Source organism: Pseudomonas sp. GXM4 (assembly GCF_008923895.1).
GTDB lineage: Bacteria > Pseudomonadota > Gammaproteobacteria > Pseudomonadales > Pseudomonadaceae > Aquipseudomonas > Aquipseudomonas atacamensis.
Map to the genome: position 1 here is coordinate 1 of NZ_WBRZ01000081.1, position 20,653 is coordinate 20,653.

The window sequence follows — 20,653 nt, forward strand, 5'->3', positions numbered from 1 at the left end:
CATGTAGGAGCTGCCGAAGGCTGCGATCTTTTGACTTTGACTTTAAAAAAAGCAAATCAAAAGATCGCAGCCTTCGGCAGCTCCTACAGGGATCAGAGCCCGGCAATGAGATCGCGGTAGTCTTCGACTGCGGCAAACTCCGCTGTGTCCTTCGGCCCTTTGCGGCTGTCCGGTTCTTTCACCGCCAGCAAGTGCGCCACGCCAAAATCCCGTGCACTGCGCAGGATCGGCAAGGTGTCGTCGATAAACAGGCTGCGCGCCGGATCAAAACCGATGTCCGCCTGCAAGGCATCCCAGAACTGCGGGTTCTCCTTGGGATAACCATAGTCGTGCGAGCTGATCAGCCGCTCGAAGTAAGGTGCGAGTTCGATCCGTTCCAGTTTCAACGATAGCGAATCGCGGTGCGCATTGGTGATCATGATCACCCGTTTTCCTGCGCGTTTGATTGCATCGAGAAAGGTATCGGCATCGGCGCGCAGGGCGATCAAGTGGGCGGTTTCCTGTTTCAGTTCACGCACCGACAATTTCAGTTCCGCGCTCCAGAAATCCAGGCAGTACCACTGCAACTGGCCGGCGTGGCGCTCGAACAGCGGCTGCAATTCCAGCTCGGCCATGGCCCGGCTGATGCCGTGCAGTTCGGCGTAGCGCTGAGGCAGGTGCTCGAGCCAGAAATGATTGTCGAAGTGCAGATCCAGCAGCGTGCCGTCCATATCGAGCAGGACGGTATCGATGTCGGACCACGGTAAAGAAGGCATGGCAACGTCTCGAACGGTGAAAAGATATCCGACGCAAACAATCGGGAAAGCCGCGTTATAGTAGCGCGTTCACGCCAAGGAGCTTTGCATGCGCCAGAAACCCACCGTACTTGCCCGCGAGATCGTCGCCACCAGTCGCCTGTTTCGCGTCGAAGAACTCAAGCTGCGATTTTCCAATGGCGTGGAGCGCACTTACGAGCGTCTGGTCGGCAAGGGCGCGGGCTACGGCGCGGTGATGATCGTCGCGATGCTTGATGCCGAACACGCAGTGTTGATCGAGGAATACTGCGGCGGCACCGACGAATACGAACTGTCTCTGCCCAAAGGCCTGATCGAGCCGGGCGAAGATGTGCTGGCGGCGGCCGAGCGGGAACTTAAGGAAGAGGCCGGTTATGGCGCGCGCCAGTTGGAACATCTGACCGAGCTGTCGCTGTCGCCCGGTTACATGAGCCAGAAAATCCAAGTGGTGCTGGCCACCGACCTGTATGAAGAGCGGCTGGAAGGCGATGAGCCGGAGCCGATGCGGGTCGACAAGGTCAACCTGCGCGAACTGTCGGCGCTGGCGCAGAATCCGCAATTTTCCGAGGGCCGCGCCTTGGCGGCGCTGTATCTGACCCGCGACCTGCTGAGCCAGCGCGGGGTGTTCAGCTATGAGTGAGACGTCGATGAATTTTCCCCATCCGCTGATGGCACCTGTGGTTGCGCTGGCTTTACAGGCTGGCGAGGCGATTCTGCCGTTCTGGCGTGCAGGCGTCGAAGTCACGGCCAAGTCCGATGATTCGCCGGTGACGGCTGCCGATCTGGCTGCGCATCACCTTATCGTTGCCGGGCTGACGGCGCTGGATCCGAGCATTCCGGTGCTCTCGGAAGAGGACGCCGACATCCCGCAAAGCGTGCGCGCCGGTTGGCAGCGCTGGTGGCTGGTGGATCCGCTGGACGGCACCAAGGAGTTCATCAGCGGTAGCGAGGAATTCACCGTCAACATCGCGCTGATCGAAAATGGCCTGGTGGTATTTGGCGTGGTGACGATGCCGACCAACGGTCGTTTTTACGTCGGCGGTGCCGGGCTCGGTGCATGGCGTGGCGACGAGGGCGCTACGCCGGTAGCGATTCGGGTGCGCGATGTGCCTGCGCCGGGCGAGGCGTTTACCGTGGTGGCCAGCCGTCGCCATTCAAGTCCCGAGCAAGAGCGTTTGCTGGCCGGGTTGAGCGCCAGTCTTGGTGAGCTGCAACTGGCCAATATCGGCAGTTCCTTGAAATTTTGCCTGCTGGCCGAGGGTGCTGCTGATTGCTATCCGCGACTGGCGCCGACTTCGCAGTGGGACACGGCGGCAGCTCAGGGCGTGCTGGAAGGCGCGGGGGGCGAGGTGCTGGATCTGAGCGGCGAGGCGTTCAGTTATCCGCCGCGGGAATCGCTGTTGAACGAGTTTTTTCTGGCGCTGCCGGCGAAGGCTGCGTGGCGCGGGCGGTTGTTGGAGTTGGCCCGAGGCTAACTGCCTGATCCGCAATTCCCCTCACCCCAGCCCTCTCCCCCAGGAGAGGGAGCCGACCGAGTTGTCTGGCGCTATGCATCGACCCGGAGAATCGAGTCGATTGTGGATTCGGCGAAGCAGTTTCAGGTCGACGTAAATCTGTAGCATCCCCGTATCGGTTCCCTCTCCCTCGGGAGAGGGCTAGGGTGAGGGGGCTTTTGATCTTCAGCTGTGCAAAACGTACTGCCCGGTAAATCTAACCGCCTCGTCCTCACTTCCCCCATTCAGTATCCGCGTATCCAGCGTCAGCCGCGCCCGCCCGTATCGCCGATACATCGCCACGAACCGTTTCCAGACTGCCGCATCCGGCGCCGGGCAGATCGCCACGGCGTCCCCGGTCACCGGCAGCGGATAACTGATCTGTCCTTCCTGAATGACGATGTGTCCGTCGGTAATCCCTTCTTCCTTCAAACGCAGATGCAACCAGCCCCAACCGGCCAGCACCGCGCCGCAGTAAAGGCTGCCGCCAAACATGGTGCTCTTGTGATTGACGTTGGGCGCGAGCGGCAGGTGCAGGCTCAGTTGCTGCTCACGCCACTCGAGCACTTTGAGGCCCATCTCGGCGGTCAGCGGAATGTCGTGATGCAGCACCGTTTGCAGGTATTCGCTTGCGCTGCTCATTCGTGGTCTTCCCCGTGGCTGCTGTCGCCGAAATTCAGACCGTGTTTGCGCAGCTTGTCATGCAGGGTCTTGCGCGGAATACCCAAGGCTTCGGCGAGGCTGCGCACCGAGCTGTGCGAGCGCGCCAGTTCGGCGGCGATCAGCGATTTCTCGAAGTTTTCCACTTGCTCGCTGAGGCCGCCACTGACCACTTCTACCGGCGTGCCACCGCTGCCATCAGCGCTGTTGTCCAGTGCCAGTTCAAGCCCGAGGGCGAAGCGTTCGGCGGCATTTTGCAGTTCCCGCACATTGCCCGGCCAGGTGTGGCGCAGCAGCAGGGCGCGGTGTGCCGGTTGCAGCTCGTGGGGGGGCAAGCCGTGGCGGGCGCTGGCTTCATCGGCGTAGTGCTGGAACAGCACCAGTGCGTCTTCGCCCCTTTCGCGCAGCGGCGGGATGCGCAGCGGCGCGACGTTGAGGCGGTAATACAAGTCGGCGCGGAAGCGACCCTGATCCGCCGCTTGGCGCAGATCTTCCTTGGTCGCGGCGATGACGCGGATGTCCAGCGGGATCAACTGATTGCCGCCCAGACGCTCGACGACTCGCTCCTGCAGCATGCGCAGCAGCTTCACTTGCACGTCCATGCTCATGCTTTCGATTTCGTCGAGGAACAGCGTGCCGCCGTTGGCGAATTCGAATTTGCCGATGCGGCGTTTCTGCGCGCCGGTGAAAGCACCGGGCTCGTGACCGAACAGCTCGCTTTCCACCACCGATTCCGCCAGCGCGCCGGCGTTGATCGCTACGAACGGGCCGTTGCGGCGGCTCGACAAATCGTGCAGCGCGCGGGCCACCACCTCTTTGCCGGCACCGGTTTCGCCGAGGATCAGCACGTCAGCCTTGGTCGCCGCCAGCGCACCGATCTGCTCACGCAGACGCAGCATCGGCGTCGAATGGCCGACCAGTCGCGCGCTCAATTCGTTGCGGTCGCTCAAGGCCAGACGCAGGCTGCGGTTGTCCAGCACCAGCCGCCGTAGCGCGAGGGCGCGACGGACGCTGTCGAGCAGCGCATCGCTGGCAAAGGGTTTTTCCAGAAAATCGTAAGCGCCGGCGCGCATCGCCTGCACTGCCAGCGGTACGTCGCCATGGCCAGTGATCAGCAGCACCGGCAGCTCCGGATCCTGTGCATGCAACTCGCTCAACAGTTCGAGGCCGTCCATGCCCGGCATGCGGATGTCGCTGACCACCACCCCCGGCCAGTCACGCTCGAGTTGCGCGGCCAGGCCCTTGGCTTCGGACAGCGGCAGGATTTTCAGGCCGGCCAGGTCCAGGGTCTGGCCGAGGGCCTGGCGCAAGTGCGGATCGTCGTCGATCAACACTACCTGGATGCGATTGTCGATGGTCATGCACTTCTATCCTCGGAAGGTTGCAGGCTGACTCCGGGCGCGCCGGCGCGCAGGCGCAGGGTGATCAGGGCGCCGCCTTGCTTGTGGTTGGCGAACGACAGCTCGCCACCAAATGCGCGCATCAGCGTTTCACAAATGGCCAGTCCCAGACCCAGACCCTGTGTGCGGGTCTTGGTGGTGTAAAAGGGCTCGCTGGCGCGGCCAAGGGCCTCCATGCAGAACCCGGGGCCGTTGTCGCGAATGTACAGATTGACGCCGTCGGCGGTGGCTTCGGCACTCAGCCACAACTTACGCGGCGGGCCTTTTTCGGTGAGCGCATCGAGGGCGTTGGCCAGCAGATTGCCCAGCACCTGACGCAAGCGGGTTTCGCCGGCCTCGACCCACAGCGTGGCTGCGGGCAAGTCGCGGATCAGTTCGACTTCCATGCTGCGCCGACGTTTGGCCAGCAATGCCAGCGCATCGTCCAGCGCCGGTTGCAGGGCAACGCTTTCCGGTGCGTGGCGATCACGGCGGGCGAAGGCGCGCAGGTGGGCGATGATCGAGGCCATGCGCCCGGTCAGTTCGCTGATCAGCTTGAGGTTGCCGCGCGCATCCTCGGTGCGCTGATGATCGAGCAGCACTTCGGCGTTTTCCGCATAGCTGCGAATCGCCGCCAGCGGCTGATTGAGTTCGTGACTGATGCTTGCCGACATGGTCCCCAGCGCCGACAGTTTGCCGGCCTGGACCAGATCGTCCTGGGCGCGTACCAGCTCCTGCTGCGCATGCTCACGCTCGAGCACTTCCTGTTTCAAACGCCGGTTGAGGCCTTCCAGATCGCTGGTACGTTCGGCCACCCGGCCTTCCAGTTCGCGGCGCGCTTTGGCCTCGAAGGCGATGCGCTCCAGATAATGCCGGCGACGTTGCATCATCAAACCCACCAGCAGCATGACCACCAACAGTGTGGCGCCGCCGATGGCGACCACCGTGCGCACCGGACGATCAATCAGCGTGCGCGGGGCGAGAATGCTCACGCTCCAGCCGGTTTCGGCGATGTCGTGGGTCTGCGTCAGCCAGGCGTCGGTGCTCAGGTTCAGCGGCCGCGGTTCACGGGTCGGGTAGGGCTGGATCGCGGTGATCGCGGCGCGCTCGGCATCGCTCAACTCGCGAGTGGAACGGAAACGCCATTCCGGGCGCGACGTCAGGATGACCACGCCGTTATGGTCGGTCACCAGCAATTGTTCCGGGGTTTTGCCCCACAGGCTTTCGGTGTGGTCGAGGTCGACCTTGATCACCAGCACGCCGATGATTTTCTCGCCGTTGCGCACAGCAGCGGCGAAGAAGTAGCCGCGTTTGGCGGAAGTGGTGCCGAGGCCGAAGAAGCGTCCGAGGCGCCCGGCCATGGCTTCGCTGAAATACGGGCGGAAGGCGAAGTTGCGGCCGACGAAGCTGTCGCGTTTGTCCCAGTTCGACGCCGCCAGCGTCTGGCCGGACGTGTCCATCAGGTACATGACTTCAGCGCCGGTCTGCGCGGCGATGTTTTTCAGCAGGCGATTGGCGTTGCCTTGGGTCACGCCGTCGTCCGGCGCACCGAGCACCGCGCGCAGGGCCGGCAGGTCGCCGAGAATCTGCGGCAATACTTCATAGCGATGCAGGGTGCCGAGCAGATTGGCGACGTAAAGATCAAGGGTCTGGCGATTCTGCCCGGCGAGTTCGCTGCGGTAATAGCGCTCGGCAAGATGTTCCAGCGGCCACAGCAGCGGCGCCAGGCACAGGGCCAACAGCGCGAGGCTGCGCCAGCGAGGTCTGCGGGGGAGCGGTGGTTTCATGTGCCGGATACGCCTGTAGGGACAGGCGCATTATGCCCGGCCTCAGGCGAAGACGTCAGCGTCCTTGAGCAGCGCGGCCGCCTGGTCCTTGGCCGACAGCTTCGGCGCTTCGTCCAGTTGCCAGTCGATGCCCAGCGCCGGGTCGTCCCAGCGAATGCTGCGCTCGGAGGACGGGTCGTAATAGTTGGTGGTCTTGTAGAGGAACTCGGCGAACTCACTCAGCACCACGAAGCCATGAGCGAAACCCTCGGGTACCCATAGCTGACGATGGTTTTCCGCCGACAGGCGCACCGCCACCGACTTGCCGAAATGCGCCGAGCTGCGACGGATGTCCACCGCCACATCGAGCACTTCACCCGCGGTCACGCGAACCAGTTTGCCCTGGGTGTTCTGCAACTGGTAATGCAGACCACGCAGCACGCCTTTTTGCGAGCGCGAATGGTTGTCCTGCACAAACTGCGTTTCCAGACCGGTAGCGTCCTGAAACGCCTTGGCATTGAAACTCTCGTAGAAAAAACCGCGCTCGTCGCCGAACACCTTGGGTTCGATGATCAGAACACCGGGCAGATCGGTGGTGATGACATTCATGAGGATTTCCATTGATAGGTGTGAATGGCCGACATTCTTGCGCAAAGTGCTGCGGGGCGCGAGTGCGGACTACGCCGGAGCGTCAATCGACCTCGCCAAAATACCAGCGTTCCTCTTCATAAGTCTGCCCATCCCAGCCTTCAACCTCGTAGCGCAAACCTCGTTCGCCCATGCCCTTTGGCAACACAAGACCCCATTCTTGAGCCAGGCTTTTGCCGGTTTCGACATATTCGCTGTCGGAGGCAGGGATATGACCGCGGTGGTATTCCAGATCCGTATAGATACAGATTTCGCTGGAAAACATGCCGGGAACACAAATGGCTGCGACCACCCTGCAGTCAAGCGCATGCTCAGGACGAGCCAGGCGTAGGTGCTGCGCCGCGTCGATCAAGTGCTGGGCACATTGCCTTTTCAGATCGGTTGTTGCCTGTTTTCCTTCGACCATCGCCATGTGAATCGGAATTTTCCAGTTCCAGTATTTATCTTCGAGAGTGAGGTCGGCTGGAAAGTATCCCTCGAAATCGGCGGCCCAAGCAGCCAATGCACGTAAGCGGCGAGGGATGTTGCGAACCTTTTTGTCGGTAAGGGCGAGGCGACGATGGGACATGACGTGGGCTTGCATCCGTGCTGCGAATTCGGGGCGCAGATTGCACAGCGCGGCGCTGAAACACAATCTGAAAGTCTTGTAGGAAAGTTTGCCTGGGAAGCTTTCGCGATGATCTTGCCGTTTTCCTTTCACCGGCCAGCGTCTTGAGGGGTTGCGTAACCGCCAAGGCAATGGCGATATAAGCGCCTAATAAAATTTCAGGGGTCGTTTCATGCCGCTCGCCACGTTGATTCATCGCGCCAGTTTGCCCGGTCCGCAGGTTTCAGAGGCGCAGGCGCTGCAATGGCTGGCCGAACATTACGGGCTCAGCGGCACGTTGCAGGCGCTGGGCAGCCAGCAGGATCTGAATTATCGCGTCGACGGTGGCAGTGGGCGCTTCGTGTTGAAAGTCTGTCGTGGCGACTACGCTCTTGTGGAGCTGCAAGCCCAGCACGCCGCGCTCAAATACTTGGCCGAGCATTCGGCGATCAAGGTGCCGCGCGTCATCGCAGCCAATAACGGTGCAGATCTGTTGTCGTTGCAAGCCAATGGCGAAACGGTGCATGTGCGCTTGCTGGAGTACATCGACGGCCAGCCGTTGACCGATTTCGATCATCTTGGCCAGGACGTGGTCGCCGGGTTTGGCCGACTCTGTGGCGAGATGGATCTGGCCCTGGCAGGCTTCGATCACCCGGGCCTTGAACGCACCTTGCAGTGGGACGCGCGTCACGCCAACGCTTTGATCAGTCATCTGTTGCCGGTGATTACCGACGTGCAGCAGCGTGCGGTGATCAGCGCTGCCGCCGAGCAGGCCGAGCGCCGTTTGCTGCCGCTGCTGGACAAGCTGCCGGTGCAGGCGATTCACATGGATATCACCGATGACAACGTCGTCTGGGCGCGTGATGCCCAGCGGCATTGGCAATTGCAGGGTGTGATCGACTTCGGTGATCTGGTGCGCACCTGGCGTATCACCGATCTGTCGGTGACCTGTGCGGCTTTGCTGCATCACGCCGATGGCGATCCGTTTGTCATCCTGCCGGCGGTCCGGGCGTATCACGCGGTCAATTCGTTGCAGTACGCTGAGCTGCAAGCGCTGTGGCCATTGATCGTGGCCCGGGCGGCGGTGCTGGTGCTCAGTGGCGAGCAACAGGTGAGCATCGACCCCACCAATACGTATAGCCGCGACAATCTCAGTCACGAGTGGGAAATCTTTCGCGTCGCGACATCGGTGCCACAGGCGCTGATGGAAGCGGCGATTCTCACAGCCGTGGGACAGACCGTGCCAGAGGCCGAAAACACAGAATTTGCACCGTTGTTGCCAGGGCTGGTCGGGCGTGAATTTGCGCTGATCGATCTGGGCGTGTTGAGCCCGCACTTCGAGGCGGGCAATTGGGAGCAGCCGGGCATTGATCAGCGCTTGCTGACAGAGGCCGCAGCGGTGCACGGGCTGGCGGCGACGCGTTATGGCCAGTATCGCTTGTCACGTACTCGGCCAGACAGCGCGACTGAGCCGGACACGTTCCCGTTGCATGTCGAATTGCGTGTGCCGGCTGGAGCCGAAGTGCAAGCACCGTTCGCCGGCGTTCTGAAGCAAGCGGCAAACGGTGCGCTGCAACTCGATGGCCCGCAGTTCAGTGTTCGCCTGTGGGGCGTGACGCCTGTTCTTGAACATGGGGTGGCAGTGGATAGAGGCCAGAAGCTCGGTGCGGTCACGGGGCCGCTGCTAGTGCAGATGTGCCGGGGAGCAGAGCTCGACGCGCCGCTGTTCTGCACGCCGTCCCGTGCATCGGCGTGGCAGGCGTTGTGCCCGTCACCGGCGATGCTGCTCGGGCTGGCCTGCGACGCCGAGCCTGAGCTGGACGCGAAAACCCTGCTCGAACGCCGCGATGCCAGTTTTGCCCGCACGCAAAAACACTATTACGTTGACCCGCCGCGTATTGAACGCGGCTGGCGCAATCACCTGATTGATATGCACGGCCGATCCTATCTGGACATGCTCAATAACGTCGCGGTGCTCGGCCACGGCCACCCTCGGATGGCGGCGGTCGCGGCGCGGCAGTGGTCGTTGCTCAATACCAATTCGCGTTTCAACTACGCGGCGGTCGCCGAGTTTTCCGAGCGCTTGCTGAAGCTGGCGCCGAAGGGCATGGATCGCGTGTTCCTGGTCAACAGCGGCAGTGAGGCCAATGACCTGGCGATTCGTCTGGCCTGGGCCTACAGCGGCGGGCGCGACATGATCAGCGTGCTCGAGGCGTATCACGGCTGGACGATCGGCGCCGATGCGGTATCGACGTCGATTGCCGACAACCCGAAGGCCCTGGAAAGTCGCCCGGACTGGGTGCACCCAGTGCCAGCGCCGAACACGTATCGCGGCGAATTCCGTGGCGCCGATTCGGCGCCGGATTACGTGCGCAGCGTCGAGCATCATCTGCAAAAACTGGCCGAGCAAAAGCGGCAACTGGCCGGTTTCATCTGTGAGCCGGTCTACGGTAATGCCGGGGGTATTTCTCTACCGCCGGGCTATTTGCCGCAGGTGTATGAAAAGGTCCGCGCGCAGGGTGGAGTATGCATCGCTGACGAAGTGCAGGTCGGTTACGGGCGCATGGGCCATTTTTTCTGGGGCTTCGAAGAGCAGGGCGTGGTGCCGGACATCATCACCATGGCCAAGGGCATGGGTAACGGTCAGCCACTTGGCGCGGTGATCACTCGCCGGGAAATCGCCGAGGCGCTGGAGGCTGAGGGCTATTTCTTCTCGTCGGCGGGCGGCAGTCCGGTCAGTTGCCAGATCGGCATGGCGGTGCTCGATGTGATGGAGGAAGAAAAGCTCTGGGAAAACGCCCAGGTCGTCGGCGGCCACTTCAAGGCGCGCCTGGAAGCGTTGATCGATAAACATCCGCTGGTCGGCGCGGTGCACGGCTCCGGGTTTTATCTCGGGCTGGAACTGATCCGCAATCGGCAGACGCTGGAGCCGGCGACCGCCGAAACTGCGTTCCTGTGTGATCGCTTGCGTGAGCTGGGGATCTTCATGCAGCCGACCGGCGACGATTTGAACATTCTCAAGATCAAGCCACCGATGGTGACGTCGCGCCAAAGCGTGGATTTCTTTGTCGATATGCTGGATCGGGTGTTGAGCGAAGGACTGTAAGCAAGGCACATCCCCTGTGGGAGCGAGCCTGCTCGCGAAAGCTGCGTATCAGTCGCCACATGCGGTGACTGATACAGCGCATTCGCGATCGGGCTCGCTCCCACATTTGTTTTCTGTCTGAAGTCCGATTTGTATCGATTTAATTGGCGTTCAAACAGAGAGATTCCTTATTTGCAGCTTCTAAAGCCGATATTTATCGGTTATAAAGTCGCCATTGCTCCGGCATGGTGATCTCTTGTCCGGTGCGCGCGTTTTCTTTTCGGTCGAATTCTTCGACTGTCAAAGCACTAGCCCGGAGATGATTCATGAGCCGTATCGTTACCGTCGCCGCCACGCAGATGGCCTGTTCGTGGGACCTGGAAGCCAACCTCGAAACCGCTGAAAGACTGGTCCGTGAAGCCGCCGCCAAAGGCGCGCAGATCATCCTTATCCAGGAACTGTTCGAGGCGCCGTATTTCTGCCAGAAGCCGAATCCGGATTACCTGCAACTGGCAACGACGGTTGAGGAAAACGTGGCCATCAAGCATTTCCGGAAAATCGCCAAAGAGTTGCAAGTAGTACTGCCGATCAGCTTCTACGAACTGGCCGGGCGTGCACGCTTCAACAGCATCGCGATCATCGATGCCGACGGCAGCAACCTCGGGATTTATCGTAAAAGCCATATCCCCGACGGCCCGGGCTATCACGAAAAGTATTACTTCAACCCGGGCGACACCGGCTTCAAGGTATGGAACACCCGTTACGCGAAAATTGGCGTTGGCATTTGCTGGGACCAGTGGTTTCCGGAAGCGGCGCGCAGCATGGCCCTGCAAGGCGCGGAAATTCTCTTTTATCCAACCGCGATCGGCAGCGAGCCGCACGACAAGACCATTTCTTCGCGCGATCACTGGCAGCGGGTCCAGCAGGGCCATGCCGGCGCCAACCTGATGCCGCTGATTGCCAGCAACCGCATCGGCAATGAAGAGCAGGACGGCTACGACATCACCTTCTACGGCTCGTCGTTCATCGCCAACCAGTTCGGCGAAAAAGTGCAGGAGCTGAATAAAACCGAAGAAGGTATTCTTGTGCACACGTTCAACCTCGACGAGCTGGAACATATTCGCAGCGCGTGGGGTTCATTCCGCGACCGCCGGCCGAATCTGTACGGCGCGTTGAAAACCCTCGACGGTTCCCTGGAGTCCTGATGACCACATTGAAAAGTACCCCACGCGCCGATGGCTTCTACATGCCGGCCGAGTGGGCGCCACAAACCCAGACCTGGATGATCTGGCCCGAGCGCCCGGACAACTGGCGTCTGGGCGGCAAACCGGCGCAGGCTGCGCACGCCACGGTGGCCAAGGCCATCGCCCGCTTCGAGCCGGTCACCGTTGCCGTCTCCGCCGGCCAATACGAAAACGCCCGCGCGCGCCTCGATGTTCCGAATATCCGCGTGGTGGAAATGTCCAGCGACGATGCCTGGGTTCGCGACAGCGGCCCGACCTTCGTGATCAATAACCATGGCGAAGTGCGCGGTGTGAACTGGGATTTCAACGCCTGGGGTGGTTTCGATGGCGGCCTGTATGCACCGTGGAACCGCGATTCGCAGGTCGGCGGCAAGATCCTCGAGATCGAGCGCAGCCCGCGTTACCGCACCGAAGGTTTCGTGCTCGAAGGCGGTTCGATTCATGTCGACGGCGAAGGCACGCTGATCACCACCGAAGAATGCTTGCTCAACCGCAATCGCAACCCGCACCTGAGCCGCGAAGAAATCGAAGCCGTACTCAGCGACAACCTGTCTGTGGACAAGATCATCTGGTTGCCGGATGGCTTGTTCAACGATGAAACCGACGGCCATGTGGATAACTTCTGCTGCTACGTGCGTCCAGGCGAAGTGCTGCTGGCGTGGACCGATGATCCGCAGGATCCGAACTACCCGCGCTGCCAGGCCGCAATGAAAGTGCTGCAAAGCAGCACCGACGCCAAGGGCCGCCCGTTCACGGTGCACAAAATGCCGATTCCGGGGCCGCTGTACGCGACCGAAGAAGAGTGTGCCGGCGTCGATGCGGTGGACGGTTCGCAGGAGCGCAATCCTTCCGTGCGTCTGGCCGGTTCCTACGTGAACTTCCTGATCGTCAACGGCGGCATCATCGCGCCGAGCTTCGACGACCCGATGGATGCCCCGGCCAGGGAAATCCTGCAGAAGCTGTTCCCGCAACACGAAGTAGTGATGGTGCCGGGCCGTGAACTGTTACTGGGTGGCGGCAATATTCACTGCCTTACCCAACAGCAGCCAGCCCCGCACAAAGAGTGAGTTGAGTCGTAACAGCTTGAGTTGATTCACAAATCAGCCAGGCAATGATTAGCTCGCTCTGCATGAAAGCAAGCCCGCGGCCCGTCAGGACCGCGGGCTTGTTTGTATCCGCCGGTCGACATTCGAGTCGCCTTGGCATAGCTCTTGTATTGCTCCTGATGCACTAGGGAGGGCGGGGAACTTCAACAGTTCTGTCACAAACCTTGGATAACGTAGCCGCTCACGAACGGGGAGAGAGCGCTGAAATGAACGCCGAAGTGAACGTAATCAGCGAGCGGACTGTGCATCCCATGGCCGTCAACGGCGAATCGCTCCAGCTTGTCGCGCACTGGTTGAAGTCCAATGGAACGCGTCAGATCAGACAACCTGATCCGCGCCGGATGATGATCGAGCGTTACCCCGCTGGCCTGTTCAGCGAGGCCGAGCTGGAAGCCTTGTGGGATGTGATGGAAGGATAAGAACAATAGGGATTGGTAAAAGCGCTGCCGGGATGGCGGCGCTTTTTTTGCCTGATTTTTATCCACAGGTATTCAGAAGTGGGAGCGAGCCTGCTCGCGAAGACGTCAGCACTGCCAATGACTTTGTTGACTGATCCAGCGCTTCGCGAGCAGGCTCGCTCCCCACAGTTCAAACTACCTGTTTAATCCGTTTTTTCTGCAACCGCCCAGCAAGAAAATTACGTTTCTTAGACGTTTTTCGCCTATTTAAAGACGATTCTTGAAATTGACACACAGTTCAGGGCGCGGCTACGATTCGGCCCAACGCCTGTGGCTAACCGCCATGACTCAAAATAAGGAGCAGGCCCGCCATGACGTTAACGTCGGCGGGCTTTTTTGTTTCGGGGTGAATACAAGAGTGCAGAAAGCGCCGTTTCAGCCGTTCGACACAGCGCGTTTCAACCCGTAATAAGGAAAACAAAATGTTGAACAAGCGAATCAGTCTGATCGCACTGGGGATGTTGAGTGCTACACAGGCCATGGCTAACGACCAGGCCGAGTCCAAGGGTTTCGTTGAAGACAGCAGCCTGAAAGTGCTGCTGCGCAACGCCTACATCAATCGTGATTACAAAGACGGTAACAAGGACAAGGCCGAATGGGGCCAAGCGGCCATCGGTACGTTCTCGTCGGGATTCACTCAAGGCACCGTCGGTGTCGGCGTGGACGCTTTCGGTCTGTACGCATTGCGCCTGGACGGCGGCAAGGGCCGTAGCGGCGCTGGCGGCATCGACTTCTTCAGACAGGAAAATGACGGTCGTGCGAACCACGACATCGCCAAGGGCGGCGCAGCGGTCAAATTCCGTGTTTCCAACACCGTGTTGACCTATGGCGACCAGATGCCGGCCCTGCCGGTGCTGAGCTACGACAACGTGCGTCTGCTGCCGGAAAGCTATACCGGTACCTTGATCACTTCCCGTGAAATCCAAGGCCTGGAATTGAACGCCGGCCGATTCACCGCCGAATCGCGCAAGAGCGATGAGGGCCGTGACAGCGGCGGTCTGAAGTCGATCAACGTGTTGGGCGGCAGCTATCAGTTCACCGAACACTTCAAAGGCGCGCTGTATGCGTCCGACGTTGAAGACGTCTTGAAGAAACAGTACGTGAACGCCAACTATGTGATTCCGTTCAACAAGGATCAGTCCCTGACCCTGGACTTCAACGGCTATCGCACCAAGCTGGACAGCTCGTACGTACGCGAAAACACCGTGCCGGGCGAAAGCATCGTCACTGGTCGCGACAACAAGATCTGGAGCCTGGCAGCCACTTTCGCCACCGGCCCGCACTCGTTCACCGTGGCGCATCAGCGTTCCACTGGCGACAGTAACCTCGGTTACGCCTATGGTGGCTACCAGAAAGATCAGGGCCGTGTCGGCGACGGCGGTAACTCCATCTACCTGGCCAACTCCTACTGGTCTGACTTCAACGCCGAAGACGAACGCAGCTGGCAGCTGGGTTACGGCCTGGACTTTGGTTCGTTCGGCGTTCCGGGTCTGAGCTACAACTTCGCTTACGTGCGCGGCGACAACATCACCACGTCCACCAGCGAAGGCGGCACCGAGCGCGAGATCTTCAACCAGTTCAAGTACGTCGTGCAAAGTGGCCCGGCCAAAGACCTGAGCGTGAAGTTGCGCAGTTCGATCCTGCGCGTGTCGCAGAAATCCAGCGAGTACAACGTCAGCGGTAACGAGCTGCGTGTATTCGTGGACTATCCGATCAACATCTTCTGATGAGCGATCCGCTGTAAGAAAAATGAGAAAGCCCCGATTCGTTCGGGGTTTTTTTCGCCGGTTTTTCAGCGCAAACCGTAAATAACCGGTGTTTTTGTCATGTAAAAGTCGTTTTTCAAGCGCTGCAGATTTCGTTTCAAGCAGTGCTTCAAATGCCTGAAATTCTTTCTCATGGACGCAAATTCTCCACCCAATAGATTAGGGCGTTCAACGCAGCGGAGAATTTGGTAATGATCGTTTTGAACAGAGAAGTGGGCGAATCGCTACGGCGCGACAAGTTTGTCAACGTCCAGGGTGGTGACTTCAATCTCTACGGTCATTTTGCCGACTTCGTCAGACTGACCAAAAGTTGGGAAAATATGGAGCCTGACAGCTACTACGGTCAGGCCGAAGCCGGCATGCGTTACCGTCGTTACAGCGACTTTGAATACAACCCGAAAACCCGCGAGCTCAAGCAACTTGAGCATCGCGCCTATGTGCAATCGAAAGAGAACAACGCTTACGTCGGCGGCGTGGTACGACACTTTCAGGACTTTTCCGAAGAAGTGATCTCTTCGCCGGTGATGCGCAGCCTGATCGACACCGATTTCGAAGTGTACAAAAGTGTGCTGCCAGAAGAGTTGCACGATGAAATCTGGCAGTGCCAGATCCATCAGATCCGCATCGAGATCAAACCCGGCAAACAGCTGGAAATCACCCCTGAAGGCATTCACTGCGACGGCTATCCGTTCAGCGGCGTGCACTTCTGGGGGCGCAATAACGTCGAGGGCGCAGAGAGTCGTTTGTATGACATTCATCAGCAACAGCTGGCGGCGACCACCTACGAGGAAATTCTCGATACCACCTATTTCCTTGATCGCGACATGCGCCATTACGTGACCCCGGCGCGCAACACCCACACCCATGCCATGGCGTACCGGCAGATTCTGGCGATTTCCTTCTCGCGGCCCGGGACCGCTTTCGACATTGTTCGCTAATCAGATCACCCCAATCGACGGCGTCGAGTGCTCGACGCCAGTGGTACTGCGCCGCGCCACCGCCAAGGATGCGCAACGCATGGAGCGCTTCTTCCGCCAGTTCGACGAAGTGTCGTTCTGCGAATGGCAGGACGCCAAATGCCTGCGCGGCGTGTTGATCCAGAAAACCACCACGGCGTACCTGGCTTTCGATGTCGAGGGCGAGATCGTCGGCGCGGTGCTCGGCGGCATGCTCGGCAGTCGCGGCACGATCAACCATCTGGCCGTGAGCCCGCGTTACCGCAGCCAGGGCGTGGGCCAGCGTCTGGTCGAAGCAGCGTCGTCCGACATGAAACGGGTCGGGGTGCTGCGGATGTTTCTGTTCGTCGACGATGCTAACCTCGCGGGCAAGCGATTCTGGACCGCCCAGGGTTTTTGCGAGCCTCACGGCGAACGAACATTTGAGAGGGATCTATGAATGAAAGGTCCGGCAGCGCGCCGCTGATGGCGACTCATCAGCCGTCGCGCACGTTTGCCGAAGCCAGCCCGGTGGTCGCCGGGTATTTCACCGTGTCGTTTGTCTTCGGGCTGATGGCGGTCAACGCCGGCCTGCCGATGTGGCTGCCAGTGGCGATGTGCTTGTTCGTCTATGCCGGCGCATCGCAATTCGCCGCGCTGGCGCTGATCTCCAGCGGTGCGTCGCTGACCACCATTGTGCTGACCACTTTCCTGATCAATGCGCGGCACATGCTGATGTCGGTGTACATGGCCAAAGCCCTGCGTGCATTGGGCTTGAGCCGCATGGAGCGTTGGGCTTACGCCGGTGGCCTGACCGATGAATCCTTCGCCTTTCATAGCGTCAAACTCGGCACGGGCGCACCGGTCAACGTGCGTTACCTGATCGGTTTCAATCTGTTCTGCCACACCTCGTGGGTGCTCGGCGGTTTGCTCGGTGCGGTCTGCGCGCAGTACGCGGCGCACTTGATCAAATATCAGCTCGACTACGCGCTGACGGCGATGATGCTCTACGTGCTGGTCTCGCTGTGCAACACGCGCAACAAACTGATTGCGGCCGCTGCTGCCGTGGTCTGCATGGGCGCACTGAGCCTGATCGGCAGTTCGCCCTTCAACGTATTTATCGCCACGTTTGTGGGCTGCGGAGTGGGTGTATGCCTGACCAAACGTTCCTGATTCTGGTGGTGGTGCTGATGATGGCGGTGACCTTCCTGCCGCGCGCATTGCCGCTGCAGATCAACACCGAACACTGGCCGCCGTTCGTGGCGCGGGCGCTGGAATATCTGCCGGTGGCGATCGTCGCTGCGATCAGCCTCACACCCCTGTTGATCAAGGATCGGCAGATCCAGCTCGATCGCCCGGAATTCTACGCCGCGATTCCAACGTTGCTATGTGCGTATTTCAGCAAAAACCTCTTTCTCAGTGTGGCGGTGGGGACGGCTGCGTACATTGCGCTCGGCTCGTTCATGTAGCGGCAGATCAACGACGTCGTTCAGCGCCTGGTGGGACAACTCCGGGTTGTTTACCGCCAGGCGGACTTCGAGGAAATCCTCGAAACCGGGAAAAATCGTCAGACCGTTCTTCTGCGCCGCTTCACGCGAGACCATGCCGACCGCATCCATCTGCGTGATCAACGACAGCGTCAGGGTTTCGCTGCACGAATAGACCATGCGCTGGCCGTTCTCGTGATTGCCCAGTCCGGCGTCGAGAAAGCGCAGAAAACTGTGGGAATACGGACAATCTTCCGCAGGACGCACCTGAAACTTGTTGCCCAGCAAGGTCAGCGGATCGTTTTCCTGACCACAATGCGCACCGACCACCTGCACCTGCACATCCGGCAGGACGATGCTCGGCAGCCCCGGCCGCTGCGGGCCGATCAGTACGGCAAGGTCGAAATCTTCGTTCTTCAGCTTGCTGAGGTTTTCCATCGACTCGGCGTAGCTGAACTCCATCTGATAATCGGGAAACACCTCGATCAGGCGCCCGATCATGCGCCGGTTGAAATCAGGCGACAGGGTGTTGTTCAACGCGACCTTCAATGTTCGCTGCCCGGGTACCTTCAGCGCCTCGACCTTTTCTTCCATCTGTCGCGTGGCAATCAGCACTTTGTCGATGTAAGGCGTGAGCTCCGTACCTTGCGGCGTCAGCGTCAGGCCCTTGTTGGAACGGCGAAACAAGCGGAAACCGAACTGCTCTTCGACCTTGTTCAACTGTGCGGCCAACGCCTGCACGGTCAGGCACGAATGCTCGGCTGCGGCCGACAACGAGCCGGTCTGCACGATGCGCATGAGGTTGCGTAAGGTTCTGCTATCCATGGGTAATGCCCTCTGAAGTGGGCTGGGTATTGTTGTGTACGAAACGACCGAAACGGCGCCATATGCCGGCTATATTCCTGCACCTGAGCATAGTTGTCGCGGATTTAGTAGCGAATTGATTTCCCCGCCGATGGCTGGAGGCTGACAGAGGATCGGGGTTTTTGGTGAAGTGGGGGTGATGAAGGTCAAAAAAGTGCGTGGTTTTGGTGCGCGGGGAGATTCTTTTCGAAGAGAAACAGCTTACATCTTCCTAGCTTTTTGCCTGCGTCATACGCAGATAGGTCTCGGGTAAAGTAACGATTTAGCTGATAGCGCCCAACAGTCAAAGGAGTTGAAATGGATGTCTGGCATGCGAGCCATGGTGGGGATAACCACCTATCAACTTCGCGTTGACCGACGAAGATCAACCCGAACACAATGCAGAGGTAGCGCTGATGTAGCTACAAAATCACGATGAGGTAATTGAAATGGCTGCACTACTGAAAACTACCGATGTGCGCTGCCGCATTGATGAGGATTTGAAAGCGCGTGCCACTGAAGTCTTGAACGCTTGCGGGCTGAGCATTAGTGACGCCATGCGACTTTTTCTGCGACAGGTTGTTGCTACTCAGGGGCTTCCCTTCGAGGTGCTAGTTCCATCGGAGAAGACGGCCCGCGCAATGATGGAAGCACGAGAAATCCGTCAGCGTTTCGACTCGATAGACGACATGCTGAGGAATGCTGATGGCGAAACAGGAGAAAACACAAAAACGCGCTGATCGACCTAAACAGTGTGCACAGACTTCTGAATTCAAGAAGTCTTGGGATCGTTATAACCGTGCCGGAAGGCGAGATATGAACGACGTTCGGAAGGTGATGGCAATGTTGTTCCTGGGCCAGCAGTTACCGGCAGAATATCTGGATCATGCGCTGACTGGAGATTGGTCTGGATTCCGCGAGTGTCATATCGGTGGCGATTTTCTGATGGTTTACGAGAACACACGTCCAGACCTGATCACGTTCGTGGATTTAGGGAGTCATTCAGAACTGTTTCAATAGCGCAGAAATACATAAGCCGGCTTAACTCCGGCTTCCGTGCGTTTGATTGTTACGATTCGTTCGCTTGTGTATCAAAATACTAAAAAATTACAGTTATGTACTAGTCTTCAGCTAAGACAAAAAATCAGGAGGCGTCTATGCCTACCTCATCCCCAGCTCTCACCCCACGCGAACAACTCGACGCCCCCGAAGCCGGGCGCGTTGCGTTGAAGTTCTTCTTCAACCTCATGGAGCACTGGGGCTGCAACGCCGAGCAACAACGCACCCTGCTCGGAGGAGTCGGTAACACCACGTTCTATAAATACAAACACCTGCCAAACATCCGCCTGCCCCATGACACCCTCGAGCGCATCTCTTATCTGATGGGTATTCACAAGGCGTTGAGCATCATCTTCAGCAACAGCCGCGAGCGCGCCTACGATTGGGTCAGCAGCCCCAACACGGCGGCACCGTTCAACGGCAAAACCGCTCTGGATTACATGCTGGCGGGCCGGGTGGTCGATATCGCCGATGTGCGCCGCTATCTCGATGGAGTGCGCGGTTGAAAGCGCCGACGCTTGTCGATGTGCCATGGCCGCGGGTGTATCGCATCGTCAACAGCTGCTTCCCGCCGATCGCGCTGTTCGAAGATGTCCTCGATCCGGAGGACCTTGAAGTTGCCTACGCCATCGAAGCGCTGACCAACGATCGCCTGATAGAACAGGCCGGTGTTCTCGCCCGCGTACGTCCCGAAGATCGCCTGTCCGGCCCCGGTTCCAGCCCGGTGATGGCCGCGTTCACTCACGTCGGCAAACGCAGCCGTTTCAGTGACGGCACCTTCGGCGTCTATTACGCCGCCAGCAGCCAGAGTGCGGCCATCGCTGAAACCTGTTTTCACCAGGAACGTTTTCTCGCGGCGACCCGGGAAGCCGATCTCGAATTGACCATGCGTACTTACATCAATCGGGTGGTAAAGCCGCTGCATGACGTTCGCCAAGGTTACGAACATTTGCATCAGCTCGATCCGGAAGCCTATGGGCCATCGCAGGTATTTGCGCGACAGTTGCGCGATGGTGAATCGTGGGGCTTGCTCTATAACAGCGTGCGGTTGCCCGGGCATGAATGCGTTGCGGCGTTTCGGCCGCCGGCGGTATCGATTCCGAAGCAGGGCAAGCATTTGCGCTATGTCTGGAGTGCGAACGAGCAGAGGATTTCGTATGTGCTCGAGATCAGTCAGGTATGAAACGCAAAAAGCCCTCGCATCCGCGAGGGCCTTGTGAACTCCAAACGCCAGAAACAACAAAGCCCCGGCATTTCTGCAGGGGCTTTGTTTTGTATGGTGCCGGCACCAGGAGTCGAACCCGGGACCTACTGATTACAAGTCAGTTGCTCTACCAACTGAGCTATACCGGCGTGTGGGCGACG

The 20,653-nt window shown here is 59.4% G+C and carries 22 protein-coding genes and 1 tRNA gene; 15 read left to right on the forward strand and 8 right to left on the reverse strand.

Going from position 1 to position 20,653, the window contains the following annotated elements; all coding sequences use genetic code 11:
- Positions 1–92: 92 nt before the first annotated feature.
- A complete protein-coding gene (gene yrfG, locus F8N49_RS12700) occupies positions 93–755 on the reverse strand; it encodes a GMP/IMP nucleotidase (protein WP_071174081.1) in 663 nt (220 codons plus the stop codon).
- Positions 756–843: 88 nt separating this feature from the next.
- Between yrfG and nudE the strand changes: the two genes are divergently transcribed.
- Both nudE and cysQ read left to right on the forward strand, forming a co-directional pair.
- Complete coding sequence (nudE, locus tag F8N49_RS12705; RefSeq protein ID WP_016772166.1) at positions 844–1,413, forward strand: ADP compounds hydrolase NudE; 570 nt, start codon at positions 844–846, stop codon at positions 1,411–1,413.
- Between the two features lie 7 nt (positions 1,414–1,420).
- Positions 1,421–2,248, forward strand: a complete 828-nt coding sequence (gene cysQ / locus F8N49_RS12710; RefSeq protein WP_122747931.1) for a 3'(2'),5'-bisphosphate nucleotidase CysQ — start codon at positions 1,421–1,423, stop codon at positions 2,246–2,248.
- A 204-nt stretch (positions 2,249–2,452) separates the two neighbouring features.
- Here the strand turns inward: cysQ and F8N49_RS12715 are convergent, their stop codons facing one another.
- The 5 genes from F8N49_RS12715 to F8N49_RS12735 all read right to left on the reverse strand — a co-directional run bounded on the left by F8N49_RS12715 (position 2,453) and on the right by F8N49_RS12735 (position 7,419).
- Positions 2,453–2,908: a thioesterase domain-containing protein gene (locus F8N49_RS12715; RefSeq protein ID WP_122747932.1), complete on the reverse strand. Its 456-nt coding sequence runs from the start codon at positions 2,906–2,908 to the stop codon at positions 2,453–2,455.
- A complete protein-coding gene (locus F8N49_RS12720) occupies positions 2,905–4,287 on the reverse strand; it encodes a sigma-54 dependent transcriptional regulator (protein ID WP_071174083.1) in 1,383 nt (460 codons plus the stop codon). The genes F8N49_RS12715 and F8N49_RS12720 overlap by 4 nt, the downstream gene beginning before the upstream one ends.
- Entirely contained in the window at positions 4,284–6,092 is a 1,809-nt protein-coding gene (locus F8N49_RS12725) for an ATP-binding protein (RefSeq protein WP_122747933.1), read from the reverse strand. The genes F8N49_RS12720 and F8N49_RS12725 overlap by 4 nt, the downstream gene beginning before the upstream one ends.
- Before the next feature lie 42 nt (positions 6,093–6,134).
- Complete coding sequence (gene rfbC, locus F8N49_RS12730) at positions 6,135–6,680, reverse strand: dTDP-4-dehydrorhamnose 3,5-epimerase (RefSeq protein ID WP_071174085.1); 546 nt, start codon at positions 6,678–6,680, stop codon at positions 6,135–6,137.
- Between the two features lie 82 nt (positions 6,681–6,762).
- Positions 6,763–7,419: a DUF3916 domain-containing protein gene (locus tag F8N49_RS12735; protein WP_256675434.1), complete on the reverse strand. Its 657-nt coding sequence runs from the start codon at positions 7,417–7,419 to the stop codon at positions 6,763–6,765.
- A gap of 79 nt (positions 7,420–7,498) precedes the next feature.
- On the opposite strand from F8N49_RS12735, the gene F8N49_RS12740 reads away from it, so the two are divergent.
- The 9 genes from F8N49_RS12740 (at position 7,499) to F8N49_RS12780 (ending at position 17,368) form a co-directional block, all read left to right on the forward strand.
- Positions 7,499–10,411 (forward strand): aminotransferase, encoded by a 2,913-nt coding sequence (locus F8N49_RS12740; RefSeq protein ID WP_151551644.1) that lies wholly within the window; start codon positions 7,499–7,501, stop codon positions 10,409–10,411.
- Positions 10,412–10,716: 305 nt separating this feature from the next.
- Positions 10,717–11,595, forward strand: coding sequence for an N-carbamoylputrescine amidase (gene aguB / locus F8N49_RS12745; protein WP_016772158.1), 879 nt, complete (start codon positions 10,717–10,719; stop codon positions 11,593–11,595).
- On the forward strand, positions 11,595–12,701 hold the full coding sequence (gene aguA / locus F8N49_RS12750; RefSeq protein ID WP_151551647.1) for an agmatine deiminase: 1,107 nt from the start codon (positions 11,595–11,597) through the stop codon (positions 12,699–12,701). The genes aguB and aguA overlap by 1 nt, the downstream gene beginning before the upstream one ends.
- A 245-nt stretch (positions 12,702–12,946) precedes the next feature.
- Complete coding sequence (locus tag F8N49_RS12755) at positions 12,947–13,159, forward strand: hypothetical protein (RefSeq protein WP_016772156.1); 213 nt, start codon at positions 12,947–12,949, stop codon at positions 13,157–13,159.
- 461 nt (positions 13,160–13,620) lie between these two features.
- Positions 13,621–14,925, forward strand: coding sequence for an OprD family porin (locus F8N49_RS12760; protein ID WP_122751817.1), 1,305 nt, complete (start codon positions 13,621–13,623; stop codon positions 14,923–14,925).
- A gap of 230 nt (positions 14,926–15,155) precedes the next feature.
- Positions 15,156–15,902, forward strand: coding sequence for a 2OG-Fe dioxygenase family protein (locus tag F8N49_RS12765; protein WP_016772154.1), 747 nt, complete (start codon positions 15,156–15,158; stop codon positions 15,900–15,902).
- Positions 15,903–15,981: 79 nt separating this feature from the next.
- Positions 15,982–16,359 carry a GNAT family N-acetyltransferase gene (locus F8N49_RS12770; RefSeq protein ID WP_003220700.1) on the forward strand — a complete coding sequence of 126 codons (378 nt, stop codon included), beginning with the start codon at positions 15,982–15,984 and terminating at the stop codon, positions 16,357–16,359.
- Entirely contained in the window at positions 16,356–17,072 is a 717-nt protein-coding gene (locus F8N49_RS12775) for an AzlC family ABC transporter permease (protein WP_016772152.1), read from the forward strand. Before F8N49_RS12770 ends, F8N49_RS12775 begins: the two co-directional genes overlap by 4 nt.
- Complete coding sequence (locus F8N49_RS12780) at positions 17,051–17,368, forward strand: AzlD domain-containing protein (RefSeq protein WP_024011198.1); 318 nt, start codon at positions 17,051–17,053, stop codon at positions 17,366–17,368. The genes F8N49_RS12775 and F8N49_RS12780 overlap by 22 nt, the downstream gene beginning before the upstream one ends.
- Here F8N49_RS12780 and F8N49_RS12785 read toward each other — a convergent pair.
- The gene (locus F8N49_RS12785) at positions 17,285–18,211 is read right to left on the reverse strand and encodes a LysR family transcriptional regulator (protein WP_016772151.1); all 927 of its coding nucleotides are present in this window, start codon (positions 18,209–18,211) and stop codon (positions 17,285–17,287) included. The genes F8N49_RS12780 and F8N49_RS12785 overlap by 84 nt on opposite strands.
- Before the next feature lie 467 nt (positions 18,212–18,678).
- Between F8N49_RS12785 and F8N49_RS12790 the strand changes: the two genes are divergently transcribed.
- From F8N49_RS12790 to F8N49_RS12805, 4 genes are all read left to right on the forward strand, one after another.
- Complete coding sequence (locus tag F8N49_RS12790; RefSeq protein ID WP_151551649.1) at positions 18,679–18,969, forward strand: type II toxin-antitoxin system RelB/DinJ family antitoxin; 291 nt, start codon at positions 18,679–18,681, stop codon at positions 18,967–18,969.
- Positions 18,935–19,249, forward strand: coding sequence for a type II toxin-antitoxin system YafQ family toxin (locus F8N49_RS12795; RefSeq protein WP_122611117.1), 315 nt, complete (start codon positions 18,935–18,937; stop codon positions 19,247–19,249). Before F8N49_RS12790 ends, F8N49_RS12795 begins: the two co-directional genes overlap by 35 nt.
- A 137-nt stretch (positions 19,250–19,386) precedes the next feature.
- Positions 19,387–19,794 carry an MbcA/ParS/Xre antitoxin family protein gene (locus F8N49_RS12800; protein ID WP_110602169.1) on the forward strand — a complete coding sequence of 136 codons (408 nt, stop codon included), beginning with the start codon at positions 19,387–19,389 and terminating at the stop codon, positions 19,792–19,794.
- The gene (locus tag F8N49_RS12805) at positions 19,791–20,471 is read left to right on the forward strand and encodes an RES family NAD+ phosphorylase (protein WP_122751815.1); all 681 of its coding nucleotides are present in this window, start codon (positions 19,791–19,793) and stop codon (positions 20,469–20,471) included. Before F8N49_RS12800 ends, F8N49_RS12805 begins: the two co-directional genes overlap by 4 nt.
- A gap of 94 nt (positions 20,472–20,565) precedes the next feature.
- Here F8N49_RS12805 and F8N49_RS12810 read toward each other — a convergent pair.
- Positions 20,566–20,641: transfer RNA gene (locus F8N49_RS12810), tRNA-Thr, on the reverse strand.
- Between the last annotated feature and the right edge of the window lie 12 nt (positions 20,642–20,653).

Excerpts from the sequence above, each read along its gene's own strand:
- F8N49_RS12765 (WP_016772154.1), top strand. The coding sequence starts at position 15,156 with ATGATCGTTTTGAACAGAGAAGTGGGCGAATCGCTACGGCGCGACAAG.
- F8N49_RS12720 (WP_071174083.1), bottom strand. The coding sequence starts at position 4,287 with ATGACCATCGACAATCGCATCCAGGTAGTGTTGATCGACGACGATCCG.
- F8N49_RS12715 (WP_122747932.1), bottom strand. The coding sequence starts at position 2,908 with ATGAGCAGCGCAAGCGAATACCTGCAAACGGTGCTGCATCACGACATT.
- cysQ (WP_122747931.1), top strand. The coding sequence starts at position 1,421 with ATGAATTTTCCCCATCCGCTGATGGCACCTGTGGTTGCGCTGGCTTTA.
- nudE (WP_016772166.1), top strand. The coding sequence starts at position 844 with ATGCGCCAGAAACCCACCGTACTTGCCCGCGAGATCGTCGCCACCAGT.
- rfbC (WP_071174085.1), bottom strand. The coding sequence starts at position 6,680 with ATGAATGTCATCACCACCGATCTGCCCGGTGTTCTGATCATCGAACCC.
- F8N49_RS12725 (WP_122747933.1), bottom strand. The coding sequence starts at position 6,092 with ATGAAACCACCGCTCCCCCGCAGACCTCGCTGGCGCAGCCTCGCGCTG.
- F8N49_RS12760 (WP_122751817.1), top strand. The coding sequence starts at position 13,621 with ATGTTGAACAAGCGAATCAGTCTGATCGCACTGGGGATGTTGAGTGCT.
- aguA (WP_151551647.1), top strand. The coding sequence starts at position 11,595 with ATGACCACATTGAAAAGTACCCCACGCGCCGATGGCTTCTACATGCCG.
- F8N49_RS12775 (WP_016772152.1), top strand. The coding sequence starts at position 16,356 with ATGAATGAAAGGTCCGGCAGCGCGCCGCTGATGGCGACTCATCAGCCG.
- F8N49_RS12770 (WP_003220700.1), top strand. The coding sequence starts at position 15,982 with ATGGAGCGCTTCTTCCGCCAGTTCGACGAAGTGTCGTTCTGCGAATGG.
- aguB (WP_016772158.1), top strand. The coding sequence starts at position 10,717 with ATGAGCCGTATCGTTACCGTCGCCGCCACGCAGATGGCCTGTTCGTGG.
- F8N49_RS12800 (WP_110602169.1), top strand. The coding sequence starts at position 19,387 with ATGCCTACCTCATCCCCAGCTCTCACCCCACGCGAACAACTCGACGCC.
- F8N49_RS12740 (WP_151551644.1), top strand. The coding sequence starts at position 7,499 with ATGCCGCTCGCCACGTTGATTCATCGCGCCAGTTTGCCCGGTCCGCAG.
- F8N49_RS12795 (WP_122611117.1), top strand. The coding sequence starts at position 18,935 with ATGGCGAAACAGGAGAAAACACAAAAACGCGCTGATCGACCTAAACAG.
- F8N49_RS12790 (WP_151551649.1), top strand. The coding sequence starts at position 18,679 with ATGGCTGCACTACTGAAAACTACCGATGTGCGCTGCCGCATTGATGAG.
- yrfG (WP_071174081.1), bottom strand. The coding sequence starts at position 755 with ATGCCTTCTTTACCGTGGTCCGACATCGATACCGTCCTGCTCGATATG.
- F8N49_RS12785 (WP_016772151.1), bottom strand. The coding sequence starts at position 18,211 with ATGGATAGCAGAACCTTACGCAACCTCATGCGCATCGTGCAGACCGGC.
- F8N49_RS12755 (WP_016772156.1), top strand. The coding sequence starts at position 12,947 with ATGAACGCCGAAGTGAACGTAATCAGCGAGCGGACTGTGCATCCCATG.
- F8N49_RS12780 (WP_024011198.1), top strand. The coding sequence starts at position 17,051 with ATGCCTGACCAAACGTTCCTGATTCTGGTGGTGGTGCTGATGATGGCG.